This is a genomic window from Caballeronia sp. LjRoot29 (assembly GCF_964252755.1).
GTDB lineage: Bacteria > Pseudomonadota > Gammaproteobacteria > Burkholderiales > Burkholderiaceae > Caballeronia.
Map to the genome: position 1 here is coordinate 240,535 of NZ_CAXUPU020000004.1, position 15,653 is coordinate 256,187.

Sequence of the window (15,653 nt, forward strand, 5' to 3'; positions counted from 1 at the left end):
GCATCCTTGGGATGCATCGTGTCCACTGGACGTTATATACATTTCGCTTTCAGCGGCACCGTTTCGCTAGTAGCTGACTTGAATTTTCGACCGGGTGTGCCTTATTTGCAGCCGCTCACCATCGTCAGGAAAGCGCCGCGCGTGAGGCGGCTTGCGCTAATACGACCCGATTGCCGCCGAGCGACTTCGCGTTGTATAACGCCGCATCGGCCGCTGCCAGCAGGTCGGCAAGCGTGGGAGCTTCGGCACCGAGTTGTGCGAGCCCAATGCTGACCGTTGCTTGTATCGCGACGCCGTCAATCCTGTGCGGGATCGTCTCAGCGAATCGTTTAACGACAGTCTCGCCCACGTCTTTGGCGCGAAGGCTGTCATGGCGAGGAAGCAGCGCAGCGAACTCTTCTCCGCCGATGCGCGCAAGAATGGCATCCGGACCCACCACGCTCCGGGCAACGTCGCCAAATACTTTCAGTACCTCGTCACCCGTCTTATGACCGTATCGATCATTAATGGTCTTGAAAAGATCGAGATCGAATGCGAGGAGAGAGATCGGCCGACGTGGTTCTGCATCGAGGATCACGCGCGCGCCCTCTTCGAAAAACCATCGGCGATTGCCAAGACGGGTCAGGTAGTCCGTTTGAGAGTCTCGCAGAAGCTCGCCATGAGTCTCCTCGCGGATCAACTTCAGCAGGGTCATCGGCAGAACAACCGAATACAGGACGCCCTCGTACATCGTAACGTTGCTGGCGACCGACACCACGTCTCGCCCGTACCGTGTCGCCAGCAACGGCAAGATGAACGCTCTGGCAGCATAAAGGAGCGTATGGATACCCGTCACCAACACCGCGATGTGCCGCGATGGCATCAATTTCATGCCCTCGCATCGCAGCAGCTCGAAAGACGTCACGCCACTGGCCAACGCGATCGGTATCGCGCTTGCGTAGTACCACACTGAGTCCGCCCAGCGCGCGCCGGCCACGGCCCATGTGAGCGCCAGCAAGATGAGCAAAGCGATGGAGCTGTTACGGTATTGCCGGCCGCTTAAGGATGCAACGCCTTGCAGGACCAATAGATAGCCGGTGACGATAACGAGGTTGCTCAAGGCGGAGCCCGTCGCACCGGGCAACTTGGTGCGAACCGTTACCGCCGCACATCCGATGGCAAGCGTGGCGTAGCCTGCTGCGAGTATTTTCAATTCCTTGCTGCGTCTGGGATGCGTTCGATGCTCCCAGAGCGTCATCCCGGAACTGGCGAAAAGTGTCCCGATGATGAGGAAATAGAGGGTCAGAAGGTCAAAGTGCATTGCTGTGGAGAAAGGCCTGCGCCGGTGCATCGCGGCGGCGATTCTACGCAAAAAATTTGGTAATGGTTAATAGAACGGTTAACCGTCGAGGCAGGCCCTGGATGCACAAAGCGTAACGCCGAGAGGGTTTCGATTACCGCTGGGCATCGGCTCATTCGGCCGAGCACGGTTCGACAGCTTGCCGAAAAATGCCTGCTTGTTGACGAATCGCCCGTGACCTAAACGAAGCGCGTCGAATCGCAGGCTTTGAATCGAGCGCTGGATTTCGGCAACCACTGTAGTTATCGGCCAATTGCGGGAATACTGAAGGCTTGCTGCGAAAAACATCGCTAAGGCGTAGCGGCCGAGTAATCGGTTACGACGTCAACAGCTCTTCAAGGCGGTCGAATTCAAGGGGCTTCAATACGTAACCATTGAAGTCGCCGAGACTGACGCCTTGCTCCAATCCAACTTGCCCTGTCATCGCGACAATTTGAGAATCCCTTGAAGAGCCTTCGCGCCGTATGTCTGCGCAAACGTCTCGCCCATCTGCCTCTCCAAGCTGGATGTCCAGGAGGATCAAATCGAAAGTCGTGCTGCGCGCAAGGGCAATGGCTGCCTGACTATCGTACGCAACGGATGCTTCGTGTCCCAACGCCGCCGCGAGCGTGGCCAGCGCATCGGCCGAAGCAGGATTGTCGTCAACAAACAAGACGTTCAAGGCTTTACTCCCAGGTCTCAGTTTGGATTGTTCTCAGCCATATACGTTTGTGATTTCGTTTATTGGAGTGGCTGGAACGCGTGACTGATTACACTTGCTGCCGGCGAGCGACGCAGGTGCGATCGCCGTCAATTCTACCCGGCAACTCGAATCCTGCCACGGGAGCGAACGATGGTTCACGATGCGATACGCCCAACATGCCGAATTTCGACTGGAGCCAGTACCCGATCTTGCATTTCTTTTCGGCGCCGAAATTGCTTGATATCCGCACTTGGGATAACGGGTAGCGGCATTCCAGAAGATGCGCTACGCGCCTGACACGGAAGGTTTCTCCCGCATGAAGTGGCTCTCATTGCCGCGGAGACAGCCCGTTTTGCGTTTGAACAGCGCGCGGAAATGTAGGCGTGACGATTTTCAACGACCGGGCTTAAAGGGTCGAATAATCTATTGAGCCGCTATGCGGCGGACCCCGTGCTTCTTATAGCTTACGCCGTTCACGAATGAGCTGACGCTGAACGCTGAGCGGCCGGTCCGTCGAACCGGCCATCTGCAAAAAACGCGTTTATTCTTAATTAAGGCGCTTCAACTGACCATCGTCGGCATACCAGTCGACCGTGACGCCGCTCGTGTTGACGGTCACGGCGCGCGGCTCGCTGAACTGATCGAACGACTCGATTCCGGTTTCACGTCCCACGCCGCTATTCTTGAAGCCGCCCCAGGGCGAAGCCGGATCCAGCCGATGATGATCGTTGATCCACACCATGCCGAACACCAGTTTGCTCGCCACGCGATGTGCACGCGCTACGTCGAGCGTCCACACGGACGCCGCGAGACCGAACTGGGTATCGTTGGCAATGCGAAGCGCATCCGCTTCGTCCTTGAACGGCATGATCACCGTGACAGGACCAAACACCTCGCCCTGGCCGAGTTCCGATTTCGGATCGACATGGTAAAACGCGGTGGGTTGCAGGTAGAAACCTTCGCTCAAATGCGGGGGAATGCCGCCGCCCGCGAGCAATTTCGCGCCGTCCGCAATGCCGCGTTCCAGCATGCCGAGAATGCGCGTACGCGAACGCGCGGAAATAACCGGTCCCAATTGCGTGTTCAGATCGGCGGGATTCCCGACGCGAATCGCCTCGACCTTCGCGCGGAATTTCTCCAGGAATTTTTCGTAGATGGTCTCCTGCACCAGCAACCGCGCGCCGCATACGCAAGTCTGCCCTGCCCCGATAAACGCCGCGAACGCCGCGCCGTTCACCGCGCGATCGATATCCATGTCATCGAACAGGATCACCGCCCCCTTGCCGCCCAGTTCGAGCGTCGTCAGCGCGAAGGTCTGCGCGGCCGCTTCGCCAATTGAGCGGCCGACTTCGGTGCCGCCGGTAAACACAACCTTCGCGATCAGCGGATGGCGCGCGAGCGCCGCGCCCGCCTCCTTGCCCTCACCGTTGATCACATTCACCACGCCGTCAGGAACGCCCGCCTGCTGCAACAATGCGACGAGACGCACGGTCGTGAGAGGCGTTTGTTCCGATGCCTTGATCACGACGCTATTGCCCGTCGCGAGCGCGGGGGCGAGGCTCTTCGACAAGATCATCAACGGATGATTGAACGATGTCATCAACGCACACACGCCGAGCGGCACGCGCTGCGTATAACAAAGATACGGGCCTTCGATAGGAATCACATCGCTGCGTCGCGTGAGCGCAAGCGCGGCGAAGTATCGGTAAAACTGCGGCAAGCGCGAAATCTGCGCGCGCGTTTCAACGATTGGGCGGCCGTTGTTGAGCGTCTCGAGCTTGTAGAAGTTCTCGAGGTCGGCTTCGAACAGATCGGCGAAACGGTTCAGCACGCGCGCGCGTTGCTGGAACGGCATGTCGCGCCAGACGCCGCTTTCAAACGCGTTGTGCGCGCATTGCACCGCGCGGTCGACGTCTTGCGCCGACGCCTTCGACAACGTGCCGATCGCGGCGCCATCGGCGGGATTGATAATGTCCATGATCTCGCCTGACCCGGCATCGATGAACTTTCCGTCGATGAACAATTGCGCGCTCAGGAACTGCTTATTCACTGCATCCATCTTGCTTTCTCCATTTACTTGAGCGGGGATACCCGCGTATCGGCGCCGACATTGAGGCGCGCGGGCGCGTCCGTCGGCTGAATATCTTCCAGGCGCTGGCCAGTCGGTTCCACACCGAGCCACGCCACCACCACGATCTGAATGGCAAGCAGGCCGATCATCAACGCAAGCACGCCGACCACCCCGTAATGCCCGAAGAGCGCGACGACAATGAACGGCGTGACGATGGTCGCACCTCGGCCGAGCGTGTTGCAGATACCCGATGCACGCAGGCGCACTTCAGTCGGAAACAACTCGGGCACATAGATCGCGAACAGCAACGCCACGAGCACATAAATAGGGATCACGAGCAGCAAGCCGACAACCGGCAACATGATCGGGTTGCTCACGAACGGATAGATCGCGCCGAAGATGATCGCCAGAACCGACGCGCCGATTATCGTCGGCTTGCGCCCCCATCTGTCAGCGGTCAATGCACCGATGCCCGAACCAATAGGCGCGCCGATAGACATCACCAGCGCATATCCAAACGACTTGGCAATGCTGAACCCCTGATGCACGAAGAACGTCGGCAGCCACGTAACAAATCCGTACAGCAAGGTGTTGATCACCACCAGCGTCACGCATCCAACGATCATGCGCGGCAGCATCGCGCCGGTAAACAGCGAGCCGAGCGCACGCGATGGCGCAACGGAAGGCTTGGGCGATGGCGCCGGCAACGTGCCGCCATGTTCGGCCATCACCTCGGTTTCGATCTTCGAAAGGATTGCTTCGGCATCCTGATTTCGCCCGACCGACTCCAGCCAACGCGGCGATTCAGGCAACGATTTACGCGCATACCACACGCCGATTGCGCCGATTCCGCCCAGCACGAACATCGCCCGCCACCCCATTGCGGGGATCAGGAAGAGTCCGATCAAGCCCGCCACCGGCAATCCGGAAACGACGAATACGGCCATCAGTCCCTGCATTTTTCCACGCGATGCAGGCGGTGCGAACTCTGTCAGCGTCGAATAGCCGACGACATTTTCCGCGCCGAGCCCCAGGCCCATCACGAATCGAAACGCGATCAGCACCATCATGTTCGGCGCCAGCGCTGCGCCTAGCGACGCAATGCCGAAGACCATCAGGTTGGTTTGATAGGTGAAACGGCGGCCAAAACGATCACCCAGAAAACCGGTCGCGAGCGAGCCGATCATCATGCCGAGGAACGTCAGCGATACAAACAGCGCATTCTGGCCGAGCGTTGAAAAGCCGCTTTGCAGCGTGGCGCCAAGGACCGTCGACGCCACGTAGATATCGAAGCCATCGAAGAACATGCCGATCCCGATCAGCCACATGATGCGCTTGTGAAAACCCGATACCGGCAGCCGGTCCAGGCGTGCGCCTGCATTCACATTCATTTCCGTCTCCTGCAAACCATCGAGGGTTTGTCGTAATACATGGCCGGTTACTTCGATGCCATCAGACGCAACGCCGATACCGTCAGCGTTTCAGTCGCGCATCGGAAGTTGTGTTCGAGCGAGCTTTCCTCGGCGTTCTGGAAGAAGGACTTGCACTGGCGCGCGCCGGCGTCGTCGAGTGCGAGGATCCGGTCCGTGAGCGCATCAGCTTCCGCTTGCAGCGTGTCGCGCGCGCAGACGCGCGTCACAAGACCGGCATTGAGTGCGGCGTCGGGCGTGACCGGATCGCCGAAAAGAACCATCGGGAACACGTGCTTGGGGAGTGCGTACCGGCCGAGATACGCCATGATCGCGGCGGGCGGCAAGCCCTTGCGCATCTCGGGAAAGGCCAGTTTCGCGCCGCCGGAAACCAGCGTGAAGTCGCAAAGAATGGCGAGGCCGAAGCCGAAACCGAGCGCATCGCCCTGTACTTCGGCGATCGAAATCATCGGCGATGCTCGCAATAGCCGCTTCAATTCGATCAGCCGGGATACCTCTCGATGGATCGACGCCGCGTCGGTTCCGGCGCGCTCGCGCCCTGTGCAAAACACATCGCCGCGTGCTCGAATACGCAGCACACGGGCTGCGGGCAGCGTTGCTTCGCTACGCAGCGCAGCGATCATGGCGTCGAACATGGGCCCGGTGACTTCGTTGCCGGCAGCCGTATTGTTCAGCGTAAACGTTAAAACTTCGCCCAATCGATCGATCACGACCGGGTCCCGCAAGCGCGCGTGGTCCAAGCAGCCTCCTGTTGTATAATCACCCTGTATAAGCTGTATACAGCGTATTCATCGAACAACGGAAAGTCAATGGTCCCTGCAATGAAACTCGCCAACGCGGACAATCCCGCCAATGTGCCCGAGCAAGCGCTCGAAGCGATCGGCCGCAAATATCACTCGAAAATGCGCATGATCGACGCGTCCGGCGACTCGCTGAGCGATGGCGTAGTGGTGCCTGCGTTGCGCGAAGCGATCGTGGAAGGCGTGCTGGCGCCGGGAAGCCGGCTGTCGGAGGTACAGGTCGCGAAGCAGCTGAACGTCAGCCGCACGCCCATGCGCGAGGCGTTTGCGCAGCTTGAACGCGAGGGTCTGGTGACGGTTGTCGCGCGCGTCGGGGCGTTCGTGCGGTCGGTGACGCTGCGCGACGTGGCGGAGATTTATACGGTGCGCGCCGCGCTTGAGTGCCTCGCGGTTCAGCTTTGCGCGGAAAATATCACGACGCTCGGGCGCGCCCAGCTGGAAGACGTGATCGGCGAGATGCGCGCTAATGTCAGCGCCAATGACCCTGCGGCCTACGTCGATGCGCTCGACCGTTTCTATTCGATCGTGATGACCTTAGCCGATAACCGCACGCTTCAGGTCACGCACGCGAGCCTGATGGGTCCGGTACGCCGCCTGCGACGAATCGCAATGGCGCGTGGCGGCCGGATGCTTGCGTCGTTTGAACAAGCCGTGAAGATCAAGGACGCGATTTCCACTGGCGATAAATGCGTGCAAGACCTGATGCGCGAACAATTGCGCGGCGCGTGCGAAGCGGCGACGGCAGTATTGAAGGAAACGGATGGCTGAACATTTCTCGCAACGCTTGGCGCATTCGCGGGTTCCCTTATGGGTCGCCGCTGCGCGCCTTATTTTCCAGGTAAGCGGAGAGCGCGTTCAGCTTCCAGGGCGTCTGCACAGTCCGCTCGCAATCACACGATCACAGCCGCCGCAATCCAGTTCCTCAATGCGCCGATGCCGACTTGCGCCGCAATTGGCCTACCGATAACCACACGGCGGAGACAAGGAAATAGATCGCGCCGACCCCTGCATATCCGGCCACTTTGATAATTGCAGGCGGCACCGATGCATGGGCCTGCGCGATAAAAAACACGCCCGCAAGCGCCGACTGCCCGCCGCTCAAAATCATTGCCCATTGCGCACCAAAACGCTTCCAGCGACGAACGGCGGTGGCAAGCTGAAGTAATCCGGATAGCACGGCCCAGGCTCCGAATACATCGAGGACCAGGCTTGTGTCAGCGTTCAATACAACAATCACCGCAACCGCTATCGCTGCGCTAACGAAGACGTTAAAAGCTTGGGTAAGGTTCTTGCGCATCCCGCCGCTACGCGACATGTCGACGTAGTTGGCCGCCGCATCCCATAAGGGATAGACGATGAGCAGTGCTGCTCCGATCATCGCGGCATGCTGCCCGATAGTGAACACGAGCGCGACCCACACGACAGAAAACGCCGCACGGGCAAAATAGTATTGCTTGAGCCACCGCTCATCTTGAATGCGGGTGGTGTCAGTTGAATGAGTAGCCATTTAAATTCCTTTGAGATTGGGTCGACCGCGTCTGGACAGTGATAGGGATGATGGCATTCGATCTTCCTTGACGGCATCGGTCAAATGACCGATCCGCTTCAGGACGTTGGGTGAAACGCCGCTGCCAAAGCTCTGAGCGAAGCAGCGCCCGAGCAGGGAATGCGCATTGCTGTAGCGACGGTATCCGCCACTTTTCCCTGGAGCATCCCATGGCCGCAACTGTTGGCGACTTCCTCGTCGATCGTCTCTATTCGTGGGGCGTACGCCGCATCTTTGGTTACCCCGGGGACGGCATCAACGGCGTGTTCGGCGCACTTAATCGCGCTGATGGAAAAATTGAATTTATCCAGGCCCGTCATGAAGAAATGGCAGCATTCATGGCAGCGGCGCACGCAAAATTTACAGGCGAGCTCGGCGTCTGTATTGCGACGTCAGGACCTGGCGCGTCTCACTTGATCACGGGCCTTTACGACGCACGAATGGATCACATGCCAGTGCTGGCAATCGTAGGCCAGCAAGCCCGTGCGTCGCTTGGCGGGCACTACCAGCAGGAACTGGATCTCGCATCTTTATTCAAGGACGTGGCCGGCGCATTCGTGCAGCAAGCGAGCGTTCCTTCGCAGGTCCGCCACCTTGTCGATCGCGCCGTGCGCGTGGCACTTGCCGAGCGTACCGTCACCGCGCTCATCCTTCCAAACGATTTGCAGGATCTCGAGTACGAGGCGCCCGCTCGAAAGCATGGAACAGTGCATTCAGGCGTGGGCTACCGTGGCCCGAAGACGATCCCCTATGCCGACGACTTGCAACAAGCGGCGGATGTACTCAACGCGGGCAAGAAGGTGGCGATTCTCGTCGGTGCGGGTGCATTGAAAGCGACCGATGAAGTGATCGCCGTAGCGGACAAACTCGGGGCCGGCGTCGCCAAGGCGCTCTTGGGCAAAGCCGTGCTTCCGGACGACCTGCCGTGGGTCACGGGCTCCATCGGACTGCTTGGTACCAAGCCGAGTTATGAGTTGATGACTCATTGCGACACGCTGCTCATGATCGGCTCGGGCTTTCCCTATGCGGAGTTCTTGCCGAAAGAAGGCGCGGCGCGTGGCGTTCAGATCGATCTCAAAGCCGATATGCTGAGCCTGCGTTATCCCATGGAAGTGAACCTCGTGGGCGACAGTGCTGAGACCCTGCGTGCCTTATTGCCGCTTCTTGAAGAAAAGCAGGACCGCGGCTGGCGCAAGACGATTGAAGGCTGGACCGCGGACTGGTGGCAAACGCTCGACCGGCGAGCACACGAAGCGGCCAAAGGCGGCGTCAATCCGCAGCGCACCGTGTGGGAGCTTTCGCCGCGCATACCTTCCAATGCGATTGTCACGAGCGATTCGGGCTCGTGCGCCAACTGGTATGCACGCGACCTGAAGGTCCAGCGCGGCATGATGTGTTCGTTATCGGGCGGACTTGCATCGATGGGCGCTGCTGTCCCCTACGCCATCGCGGCGAAATTTGCGCATCCGGAGCGGCCCGTGATCGCCATCGTTGGCGACGGCGCCATGCAGATGAATAACATGGCCGAACTGATCACCGTGGCGAAATACTGGAAGCAATGGGCGAATCCGCGCTGGATTTGCATGGTGCTGAACAACGAGGACCTGAATCAGGTGACGTGGGAACAGCGCGTCATGGAAGGCGACCCAAAGTTCGAGGCATCTCAGGCCATTCCATCTGTCGCGTATCACAAGTTTGCCGAGCTGATCGGCTTGAAAGGAATTTTCGTAGACGACGCCGACAAGATGGGCACCGCCTGGGACGAGGCGCTCGCCTCGGATTGCCCTGTCGTCATCGAAGTGAAGACCGATCCGAACGTGGCCCCTTTGCCGCCGCATATCACGCTCGCGCAGGCCAAGGCATTCGCATCGACATTGATGAAGGGCGACCCGGACCAGGGCAACGTGATCATCGATACCGCCAAGCAGGTTCTAGGCGCAGTGCTTCCCGGTCATAAAAACCGGCCATAAAAACCAATAGCACTCCGCGCCCGGCAAACCATCCGGGCACGTGACCCCGTCGTGGGGTTAAGTGCCTAAGCCCTAGCCGCCGGTTTTTGTCACGCGCCAGACGGTATTGCCCACGTCGTCGGCAATGATGAGCGCGCCGCCTTTGTCCTGCGCCAGCCCGACCGGTGCGCCGTGCAATTCTTTTTCGTCATCGGACGCGAAGCCGGTGACGACAGGCTTTGGTGCACCCACAGGATTGCCATTCTCGAACGCGACATAAGTGACCGCATAACCGCTTAACGGCGAACGATTCCAACTGCCGTGTTCACCGATGAAAGCCCCGCCGCGATACTGCGCCGGCAGGTCGCTACCGGTATAGAACAGCAGCCCGAGCGGTGCGACGTGGGACCCAATGGCATAGTCCGGCTTGATCGCCTTGGCGACCAGGTCGGGGCGCTGCGGCTGGACCCGCCGGTCTACGTGCTGGCCGTAGTAACTGTACGGCCAGCCGTAAAAACCACCGTCTTTCACCGAGGTCAGATAGTCCGGCACCAGATCCGCGCCGATCTCGTCACGTTCATTCGCTACTGCCCAAAGCTGTCCCGTTTTCGGCTCCCATTGCAGCCCGGTCGGGTTGCGTATCCCGGCCGCAAAAATGCGGCTGGCGCCTGTCGCAACATCGACTTCCAGTACGTTTGCGCGCCGGTATTCGACGTCGAGACCATTCTCGGTGACATTGCTGTTCGAGCCCACGCCAACATACAGCTTCTTGCCGTCGGGGCTCGCGAGAAGCGCCTTGGTCCAGTGATGGTTGACCTTGTCCGGAAGGTCGGCAAGTTCAACGCCGGGAGACGACATGCTGGTCTCGCCAGATTTGTACGGATACTTAAGTATTGCGTCCGTGTCGGCCACGTAAAGCGTGTCGCCAATCAGCTGCATGCCAAACGGCGAATGCAAGTGATCGATGAACACATGTTTGTCCCATTCTCCACTGCCGTCAGTGCGCTTGCGCAGCAACGTGATGCGATTGCCGCCCTTCCCTTTTTTGCCCGAGCGCCCTGTTACCAGCCCGGCAATCAACTGCTTCGGCGAGGTAACAGGCTCCGCATCCGGGCTGTTCGATTCAGCCACCAGGATGTCGCCATTGGGAAGACAGTAGACCTGGCGCGGATGTTCGAGTCCGGAGGCGATGCTCTGGATCTTCAGGCCGTCCGCAACCTTAGGCGTTTCTCCGTTCTGCCAACCGACGTACTTCGGTACTTGCATTGGCGGCGTGAAGAAGCTCTTCGCGCTCGGCAAGGGCGGATTGGCTCCGGCCTGCGCCATATCGTTATATTTGGCCCGTTCACTGCATCCGCTAATCAAGGTGGCGCCGGTGATCGCGATAACGCTGCACAAGATGACCTTATTCACGAGCCGCCTCCTTGAAACGGAACTTATCGAATGCGAGCGCAATGTGTCCAACGCTGAGTAGTACCACCGTGATCACCGAGAGAATCACGTTCTCCGGAACTATTCCGTACGCATCACGGCTATGAACAAATGCGTTAAGAATTGCCGCGACGATGCCCAGCAGGTTCAACCAGAAGTCGAGCCTCTCTATGCGCGTTACCGAGTAGCGCGGTCCAATCCAGACGTGGCCAAGATTGATCAGCCGTGGGACGATCGCAAAGAAAAGTCCTACGGTAACGAGCCACGCCGCCCCTTTCGCCCAGAAAACATTGTCAGTGTTTGCGTAAAGAATGTCGAAGATCAGGGTGCCTACGAAGAGACCGTAAGGGATCGGGTTGAGCAGATCGAACACCGCCGTGGCCCATCTTGACCGGTATCTCGGGCTGGTTGGAGTCATGGGAAAGTCCTCTTTTAAAGACTTCAGGCGAATGCAGTTAGCGGTAATCTTTCTAGTCAGCTGCCACGCCCTTCTGTTGCGCAAGCTTCTGTGCCATCTGATAGTGCTTCTGGATCGTCGGGAGTGCCTTCTGCGCGGCCTGCTTCAGGTCGGCGTTCTGCCCATCCGACACTTCCTTCTGAAACGCGTCCACCGCTTGCTTGTGGCCTTCCAGCCCAACCTTGCTGATGTAAGCGTTGTCAAAATCCTTGCCCTTCAGCGGCTTGAGCGAGTCGAGCAATGCTGTGTCGGAATTGTCCTTCGGTACGACCACGCCCTTGGGCGCCGCCATCTTCAGCTGCACCGTCAACTTGGTATGGTCCATCATCATATGACGGGCAAACGACTTGACGTCCTTGTCGCTGGACCGGGTCATGGCAAGCTTGCTCGCGTCAATTTCGGTCGACGAGGAACTCGACGCCGCTTGAACAAAGGCTTTATCGGCGTCCGAAAGAGGATTGGCCGCTGTGGTCGAAGCCGCTTCAGTAGCGTTTTGGGCTTGAGCCAAGGGCGCCCCTACGATCAGGCAGCTGGCAAGCAGCGCGGCTAATGGTGTTGTCTTCATTTACTTCTCCAGAATCGGTTATCAGGATCTCGTACGCTGGAGTTGCAGCAACTGCCGTTCCACACGCTGTGCATTCGCGTTGAGCGTGGCGACCTCAACCCTTCAATGGGCAAAAAGCGTAACCGAGGTGGCAAGCCGCAACGGTGCCTGTCCCTTTTGGCAATAAGCGTCGAACTCGTGGCCTACGATGTGTTGCTGTACCTCGGCTTCGTCGAATGCGGTGAATGCAACGATGGCAACCTCTCTCGTACGCACGTCATCTCTTAACGCGAGCGCCGCTTGATAGCCGTCGAATTCCGGCATGGAGATATCCATGATGATCACATGCGGGTTGAATTGCGCGGCGACGGGCTGCCGCGGCAATCGGGCCGAGACAAACAAGGCCGCATCCTCCTCAAGCTCCAAGTGCGCCCAAAGACCCTGGCGGACCCGACATCGCACCGGCGATGACCGTTCCAAGTGGCCACGTCCCAATGCAGACAGTGACCAAGCCCATCATGCGACTGCCAGCTGCTCGAGCCGAAGCATCGCTTTTGCGACACCGCCGGCAATCCAGAACTCCTTGAAGCGAGACGCCGCGAAGAGCGGTGCTGTCGCCGGTCGATCCATATTCTTGTCTCAATGCCAGTGAGAACACAGACGGTTGCTAAGCGGATCGTTGCCTCTCGCACCGCTCGCAAATCATCGGGGCTGGGGCATATCAATTGCTTCGACAAACTCCGCACTTGATATGCGGGCACTTCTTGATGTGCTCCGCCTTTGATCTAGAAGCAATTGAGATATCGCCATACGCGGACGTTGCGGCACTTGCGGCACAAACTGGCGCGGCCGGTCTCACCCCGCCAGCGCATGGTCGGGCTGCTTCGGTAATCGAACACGGAAAATCGCAAATTTACCCTTGCGGGGATAACCGTTGGAAAAATTGAGTTCATGCAGATGGGAATCCGCAATGTACAAGTAGCCGTTTTGTATGGCAAACCCGTCGGCCCACGAAAGCTGCGGATGCTTATCCACGAACGTACTTTGGGTAAGTGCCGGTATGCCGTCTCGCTCGATCACATTGAACGCGACCACGGTACGATTCTCAAGGTCCCCACCGTATAACACTCCCGCTCCGCTCATGATCAGCCCTCCAGTCAGCGCGCCGTCTCCGAGGAACTGCGTGCGCTGGGAAAGGTCTTTCGCAGACAGCGATTTGTCGATCAATGCAGCTGTGGGGATGCGCCAATAATGGTGGTCCGTCAGGGGCCGATAGTAGACCCACTCGCGATCTGGAGAAATCGCGATGCCGTCGGTTTGCAGTGTAAGCACCCCGCCGTCGAGCTTGCGCGCAATACGGTCGCCGAACATCAGGTGCTGCGCCGGGTCCGACACGCTCGACCGGTCTCCGGCGAGCAAAAGACGCGACTCACCGCTTTTCAGGTCTGTGACTACGATGCCGCCCGCATTGCCTGCGTTGCTGATGTAGGCATAGCCGTGCTTGAGGTCGATGCGAATGTCGTTGAGCGAATCCTTAGGTGTGGCGACATGTTCGTAGTCGAACTGGCGGACGACCTTGCGCGTGGCGAGATCGAATTCGACCAGCTTGGGTGGTTGACGACTCTGGTCCACCGACGGCAAAGACGAATCCAGCGCCCACAGGTGGTCCTGTTCATCGACCCATAGCGCCTGCACCGAAATCCATTGATGCGCGCCATCTTCATCAGGTTTGAAGTCGTTCCAGCTTTCGTCGGGAAAGGGTGTAAGGGCACCGGTTGCCGGATCGACTTCGACCATGCTATAGCGGGAACGCTTGACCGATGCCGGCGCGGTGGCGAAGACGCGTCCGTGCCTGGAAACCCCTATACCGACGAGCCGGAAGTCGTCGCCGAAGGTGGCGACGGTTTCGAGACGCGGAGTATGACTGGCGGATGCCCGGATCGAAGACAAGGCGGCGCTTGCCGCAGTGCCCATGAAGAGGGTGCCGAGGAATCCAGCGCCAATGGATGCGAGGACCAGCCGCCGCATCCGCCTTGGGGAATAGTCTTGCGTCATTAGCTATTTTCCTTACGATCTCGATCAAGCGTGTTCGAGCAGGCAAACTTTGAGCGCGCTGAAACGCGTGGGCTTATTATTTTTATATGTAATTACTCAACGTTATATGACTCATGGTAGGCACGCGGCAAAGGCCTGTCAATGGAGTCGCACCTTTGACGAGATTAGTTTCCTGTCCTTAACAACCTTAAAAAAATCATGGTTCTCCAAGGCACGTCGATTGCTAAGGGATTGATCCATCCCACTCGACAATGCCGCCCGGAGTTACCCGATGTCACATTCCCGCCGCCACGTTTGCGTCCCTTTGTCCTCAGCTATGACCAAGCTGAGTTGAGATGCCGCTCGCCGGGGTGGCATCTCAGGTGCCCGTGAGCGATGGCGCACCGCTCAATTATTTCATCCACGCGGCCGGGCCTGCCGCCGGACCCACGCTCCGGCTCGACTGGATTTTCACGGCAATCTGCGTGGCGGTGTGCGTGATTGTCGGCGGCTTGCTGAGCGCCGCTATCCTGCGGCGGCGTCCCGACGCCCCTTTGCAGCAACTCGCTCACGGCGCGAACGGATTGCGCTGGATCGTGATCGGCGTAGGTGTCTCCGTACCCGTGCTGATTGCCATGCTGGTCTATGCGCTATTCACGCTTGACCAGGTCGCATCACCGGCGGAAACACCCGCGCTGACGATCACGGTGACCGCCTACGATTGGTGGTGGAAAGTAGCCTATGACGATGCGCCCGATGCTTCCGCGCGTTTCGTCACCGCTAACGAAATCCATATCCCCACCGGCGAGCCCGTGCGGTTCAAGCTCAAAAGCGCCGACGTGATCCACACGTTCTGGGTACCCAGGCTTGCCGGCAAGACCCAGGCGATTCCTGGCCAGACCAACGAGCAATGGCTACAAGCCGATGCCCCGGGCGTGTATCGCGGGCAATGTTCGCAGTTTTGCGGTGCACAGCATGCGCACATGGCGTTTGAAGTAATCGCCGAGAGCCGCGCCGATTTCGCCGCATGGAGCGCACAACAAGCGCAACAAGCGCGCGTACCGGACATGCAGGCCGATGCCGCGGTGACCGCAGGCAAAACCCTCTTCCTCGATAAATGCGCGGGCTGTCATGCGATCCGCGGCACGGACGCACAAGGCGCGCAGGCGCCGGATCTGACACACCTGAACTCACGCCGGCTGATTGCGGCCGGAACGCTTTCAAACACCGTACAGAATCAGCTCACGTGGATCACGGAAGCCCAGCGCATCAAGCCCGACTCGTTGATGCCCTCCATTGCGTTGAAACGCGACGAGGCGGCGAGTTTGTCCGCGTATCTCGCGACACTCAAATAGTCATCGAGGAGCGAC

At 58.9% G+C, this 15,653-nt stretch carries 14 protein-coding genes; 3 read left to right on the top strand and 11 right to left on the bottom strand.

Going from position 1 to position 15,653, the window contains the following annotated elements:
- Positions 1-124: 124 nt before the first annotated feature.
- The 5 genes from ACSQ83_RS06865 to ACSQ83_RS06885 all read right to left on the bottom strand — a co-directional run bounded on the left by ACSQ83_RS06865 (position 125) and on the right by ACSQ83_RS06885 (position 6,262).
- Positions 125-1,300 (bottom strand): GGDEF domain-containing protein, encoded by a 1,176-nt coding sequence (locus tag ACSQ83_RS06865; protein ID WP_414966643.1) that lies wholly within the window; start codon positions 1,298-1,300, stop codon positions 125-127.
- 355 nt (positions 1,301-1,655) lie between these two features.
- The gene (locus tag ACSQ83_RS06870) at positions 1,656-2,000 is read right to left on the bottom strand and encodes a response regulator (protein ID WP_436227616.1); all 345 of its coding nucleotides are present in this window, start codon (positions 1,998-2,000) and stop codon (positions 1,656-1,658) included.
- Positions 2,001-2,568: 568 nt separating this feature from the next.
- Complete coding sequence (locus ACSQ83_RS06875) at positions 2,569-4,080, bottom strand: aldehyde dehydrogenase (protein WP_436227617.1); 1,512 nt, start codon at positions 4,078-4,080, stop codon at positions 2,569-2,571.
- Positions 4,081-4,094: 14 nt separating this feature from the next.
- Complete coding sequence (locus tag ACSQ83_RS06880; RefSeq protein WP_436227618.1) at positions 4,095-5,483, bottom strand: MFS transporter; 1,389 nt, start codon at positions 5,481-5,483, stop codon at positions 4,095-4,097.
- Positions 5,484-5,530: 47 nt separating this feature from the next.
- Positions 5,531-6,262, bottom strand: a complete 732-nt coding sequence (locus ACSQ83_RS06885; RefSeq protein ID WP_436227619.1) for an enoyl-CoA hydratase/isomerase family protein — start codon at positions 6,260-6,262, stop codon at positions 5,531-5,533.
- A gap of 81 nt (positions 6,263-6,343) precedes the next feature.
- On the opposite strand from ACSQ83_RS06885, the gene ACSQ83_RS06890 reads away from it, so the two are divergent.
- Positions 6,344-7,090, top strand: a complete 747-nt coding sequence (locus tag ACSQ83_RS06890; protein WP_414966638.1) for a GntR family transcriptional regulator — start codon at positions 6,344-6,346, stop codon at positions 7,088-7,090.
- Positions 7,091-7,244: 154 nt separating this feature from the next.
- On the opposite strand, the gene ACSQ83_RS06895 is transcribed toward ACSQ83_RS06890, so the two are convergent.
- The gene (locus ACSQ83_RS06895; RefSeq protein ID WP_414966637.1) at positions 7,245-7,829 is read right to left on the bottom strand and encodes a DUF308 domain-containing protein; all 585 of its coding nucleotides are present in this window, start codon (positions 7,827-7,829) and stop codon (positions 7,245-7,247) included.
- Positions 7,830-8,038: 209 nt separating this feature from the next.
- Between ACSQ83_RS06895 and ACSQ83_RS06900 the strand changes: the two genes are divergently transcribed.
- Positions 8,039-9,838, top strand: coding sequence for a thiamine pyrophosphate-requiring protein (locus tag ACSQ83_RS06900; protein ID WP_436227620.1), 1,800 nt, complete (start codon positions 8,039-8,041; stop codon positions 9,836-9,838).
- 72 nt (positions 9,839-9,910) lie between these two features.
- Here ACSQ83_RS06900 and ACSQ83_RS06905 read toward each other — a convergent pair whose 3' ends face one another.
- From ACSQ83_RS06905 to ACSQ83_RS06925, 5 genes are all read right to left on the bottom strand, one after another.
- Complete coding sequence (locus ACSQ83_RS06905; RefSeq protein ID WP_436227691.1) at positions 9,911-11,143, bottom strand: PQQ-dependent sugar dehydrogenase; 1,233 nt, start codon at positions 11,141-11,143, stop codon at positions 9,911-9,913.
- Between the two features lie 79 nt (positions 11,144-11,222).
- Positions 11,223-11,666, bottom strand: coding sequence for a DUF2231 domain-containing protein (locus ACSQ83_RS06910; protein WP_436227621.1), 444 nt, complete (start codon positions 11,664-11,666; stop codon positions 11,223-11,225).
- A 52-nt stretch (positions 11,667-11,718) separates the two neighbouring features.
- On the bottom strand, positions 11,719-12,270 hold the full coding sequence (locus tag ACSQ83_RS06915) for a DUF4142 domain-containing protein (RefSeq protein WP_414966634.1): 552 nt from the start codon (positions 12,268-12,270) through the stop codon (positions 11,719-11,721).
- Between the two features lie 102 nt (positions 12,271-12,372).
- On the bottom strand, positions 12,373-12,729 hold the full coding sequence (locus ACSQ83_RS06920) for a response regulator (protein ID WP_436227622.1): 357 nt from the start codon (positions 12,727-12,729) through the stop codon (positions 12,373-12,375).
- A 375-nt stretch (positions 12,730-13,104) separates the two neighbouring features.
- A complete protein-coding gene (locus tag ACSQ83_RS06925; RefSeq protein WP_436227623.1) occupies positions 13,105-14,304 on the bottom strand; it encodes an L-dopachrome tautomerase-related protein in 1,200 nt (399 codons plus the stop codon).
- 335 nt (positions 14,305-14,639) lie between these two features.
- Here ACSQ83_RS06925 and coxB point away from each other — a divergent pair, with 335 nt between their 5' ends.
- Entirely contained in the window at positions 14,640-15,638 is a 999-nt protein-coding gene (coxB, locus tag ACSQ83_RS06930; RefSeq protein WP_436227624.1) for a cytochrome c oxidase subunit II, read from the top strand.
- Positions 15,639-15,653: the final 15 nt, after the last annotated feature.

What these genes read in the sequence shown, in the direction of transcription:
- ACSQ83_RS06865 (WP_414966643.1), bottom strand. Translation starts at nt 1,300, where the DNA reads ATGCACTTTGACCTTCTGACCCTCTATTTCCTCATCATCGGGACACTT.
- ACSQ83_RS06875 (WP_436227617.1), bottom strand. Translation starts at nt 4,080, where the DNA reads ATGGATGCAGTGAATAAGCAGTTCCTGAGCGCGCAATTGTTCATCGAC.
- ACSQ83_RS06880 (WP_436227618.1), bottom strand. Translation starts at nt 5,483, where the DNA reads ATGAATGTGAATGCAGGCGCACGCCTGGACCGGCTGCCGGTATCGGGT.
- ACSQ83_RS06890 (WP_414966638.1), top strand. Translation starts at nt 6,344, where the DNA reads ATGAAACTCGCCAACGCGGACAATCCCGCCAATGTGCCCGAGCAAGCG.
- ACSQ83_RS06895 (WP_414966637.1), bottom strand. Translation starts at nt 7,829, where the DNA reads ATGGCTACTCATTCAACTGACACCACCCGCATTCAAGATGAGCGGTGG.
- ACSQ83_RS06900 (WP_436227620.1), top strand. Translation starts at nt 8,039, where the DNA reads ATGGCCGCAACTGTTGGCGACTTCCTCGTCGATCGTCTCTATTCGTGG.
- ACSQ83_RS06905 (WP_436227691.1), bottom strand. Translation starts at nt 11,143, where the DNA reads ATGGCGCAGGCCGGAGCCAATCCGCCCTTGCCGAGCGCGAAGAGCTTC.
- ACSQ83_RS06910 (WP_436227621.1), bottom strand. Translation starts at nt 11,666, where the DNA reads ATGACTCCAACCAGCCCGAGATACCGGTCAAGATGGGCCACGGCGGTG.
- ACSQ83_RS06915 (WP_414966634.1), bottom strand. Translation starts at nt 12,270, where the DNA reads ATGAAGACAACACCATTAGCCGCGCTGCTTGCCAGCTGCCTGATCGTA.
- ACSQ83_RS06925 (WP_436227623.1), bottom strand. Translation starts at nt 14,304, where the DNA reads ATGACGCAAGACTATTCCCCAAGGCGGATGCGGCGGCTGGTCCTCGCA.
- coxB (WP_436227624.1), top strand. Translation starts at nt 14,640, where the DNA reads ATGCCGCTCGCCGGGGTGGCATCTCAGGTGCCCGTGAGCGATGGCGCA.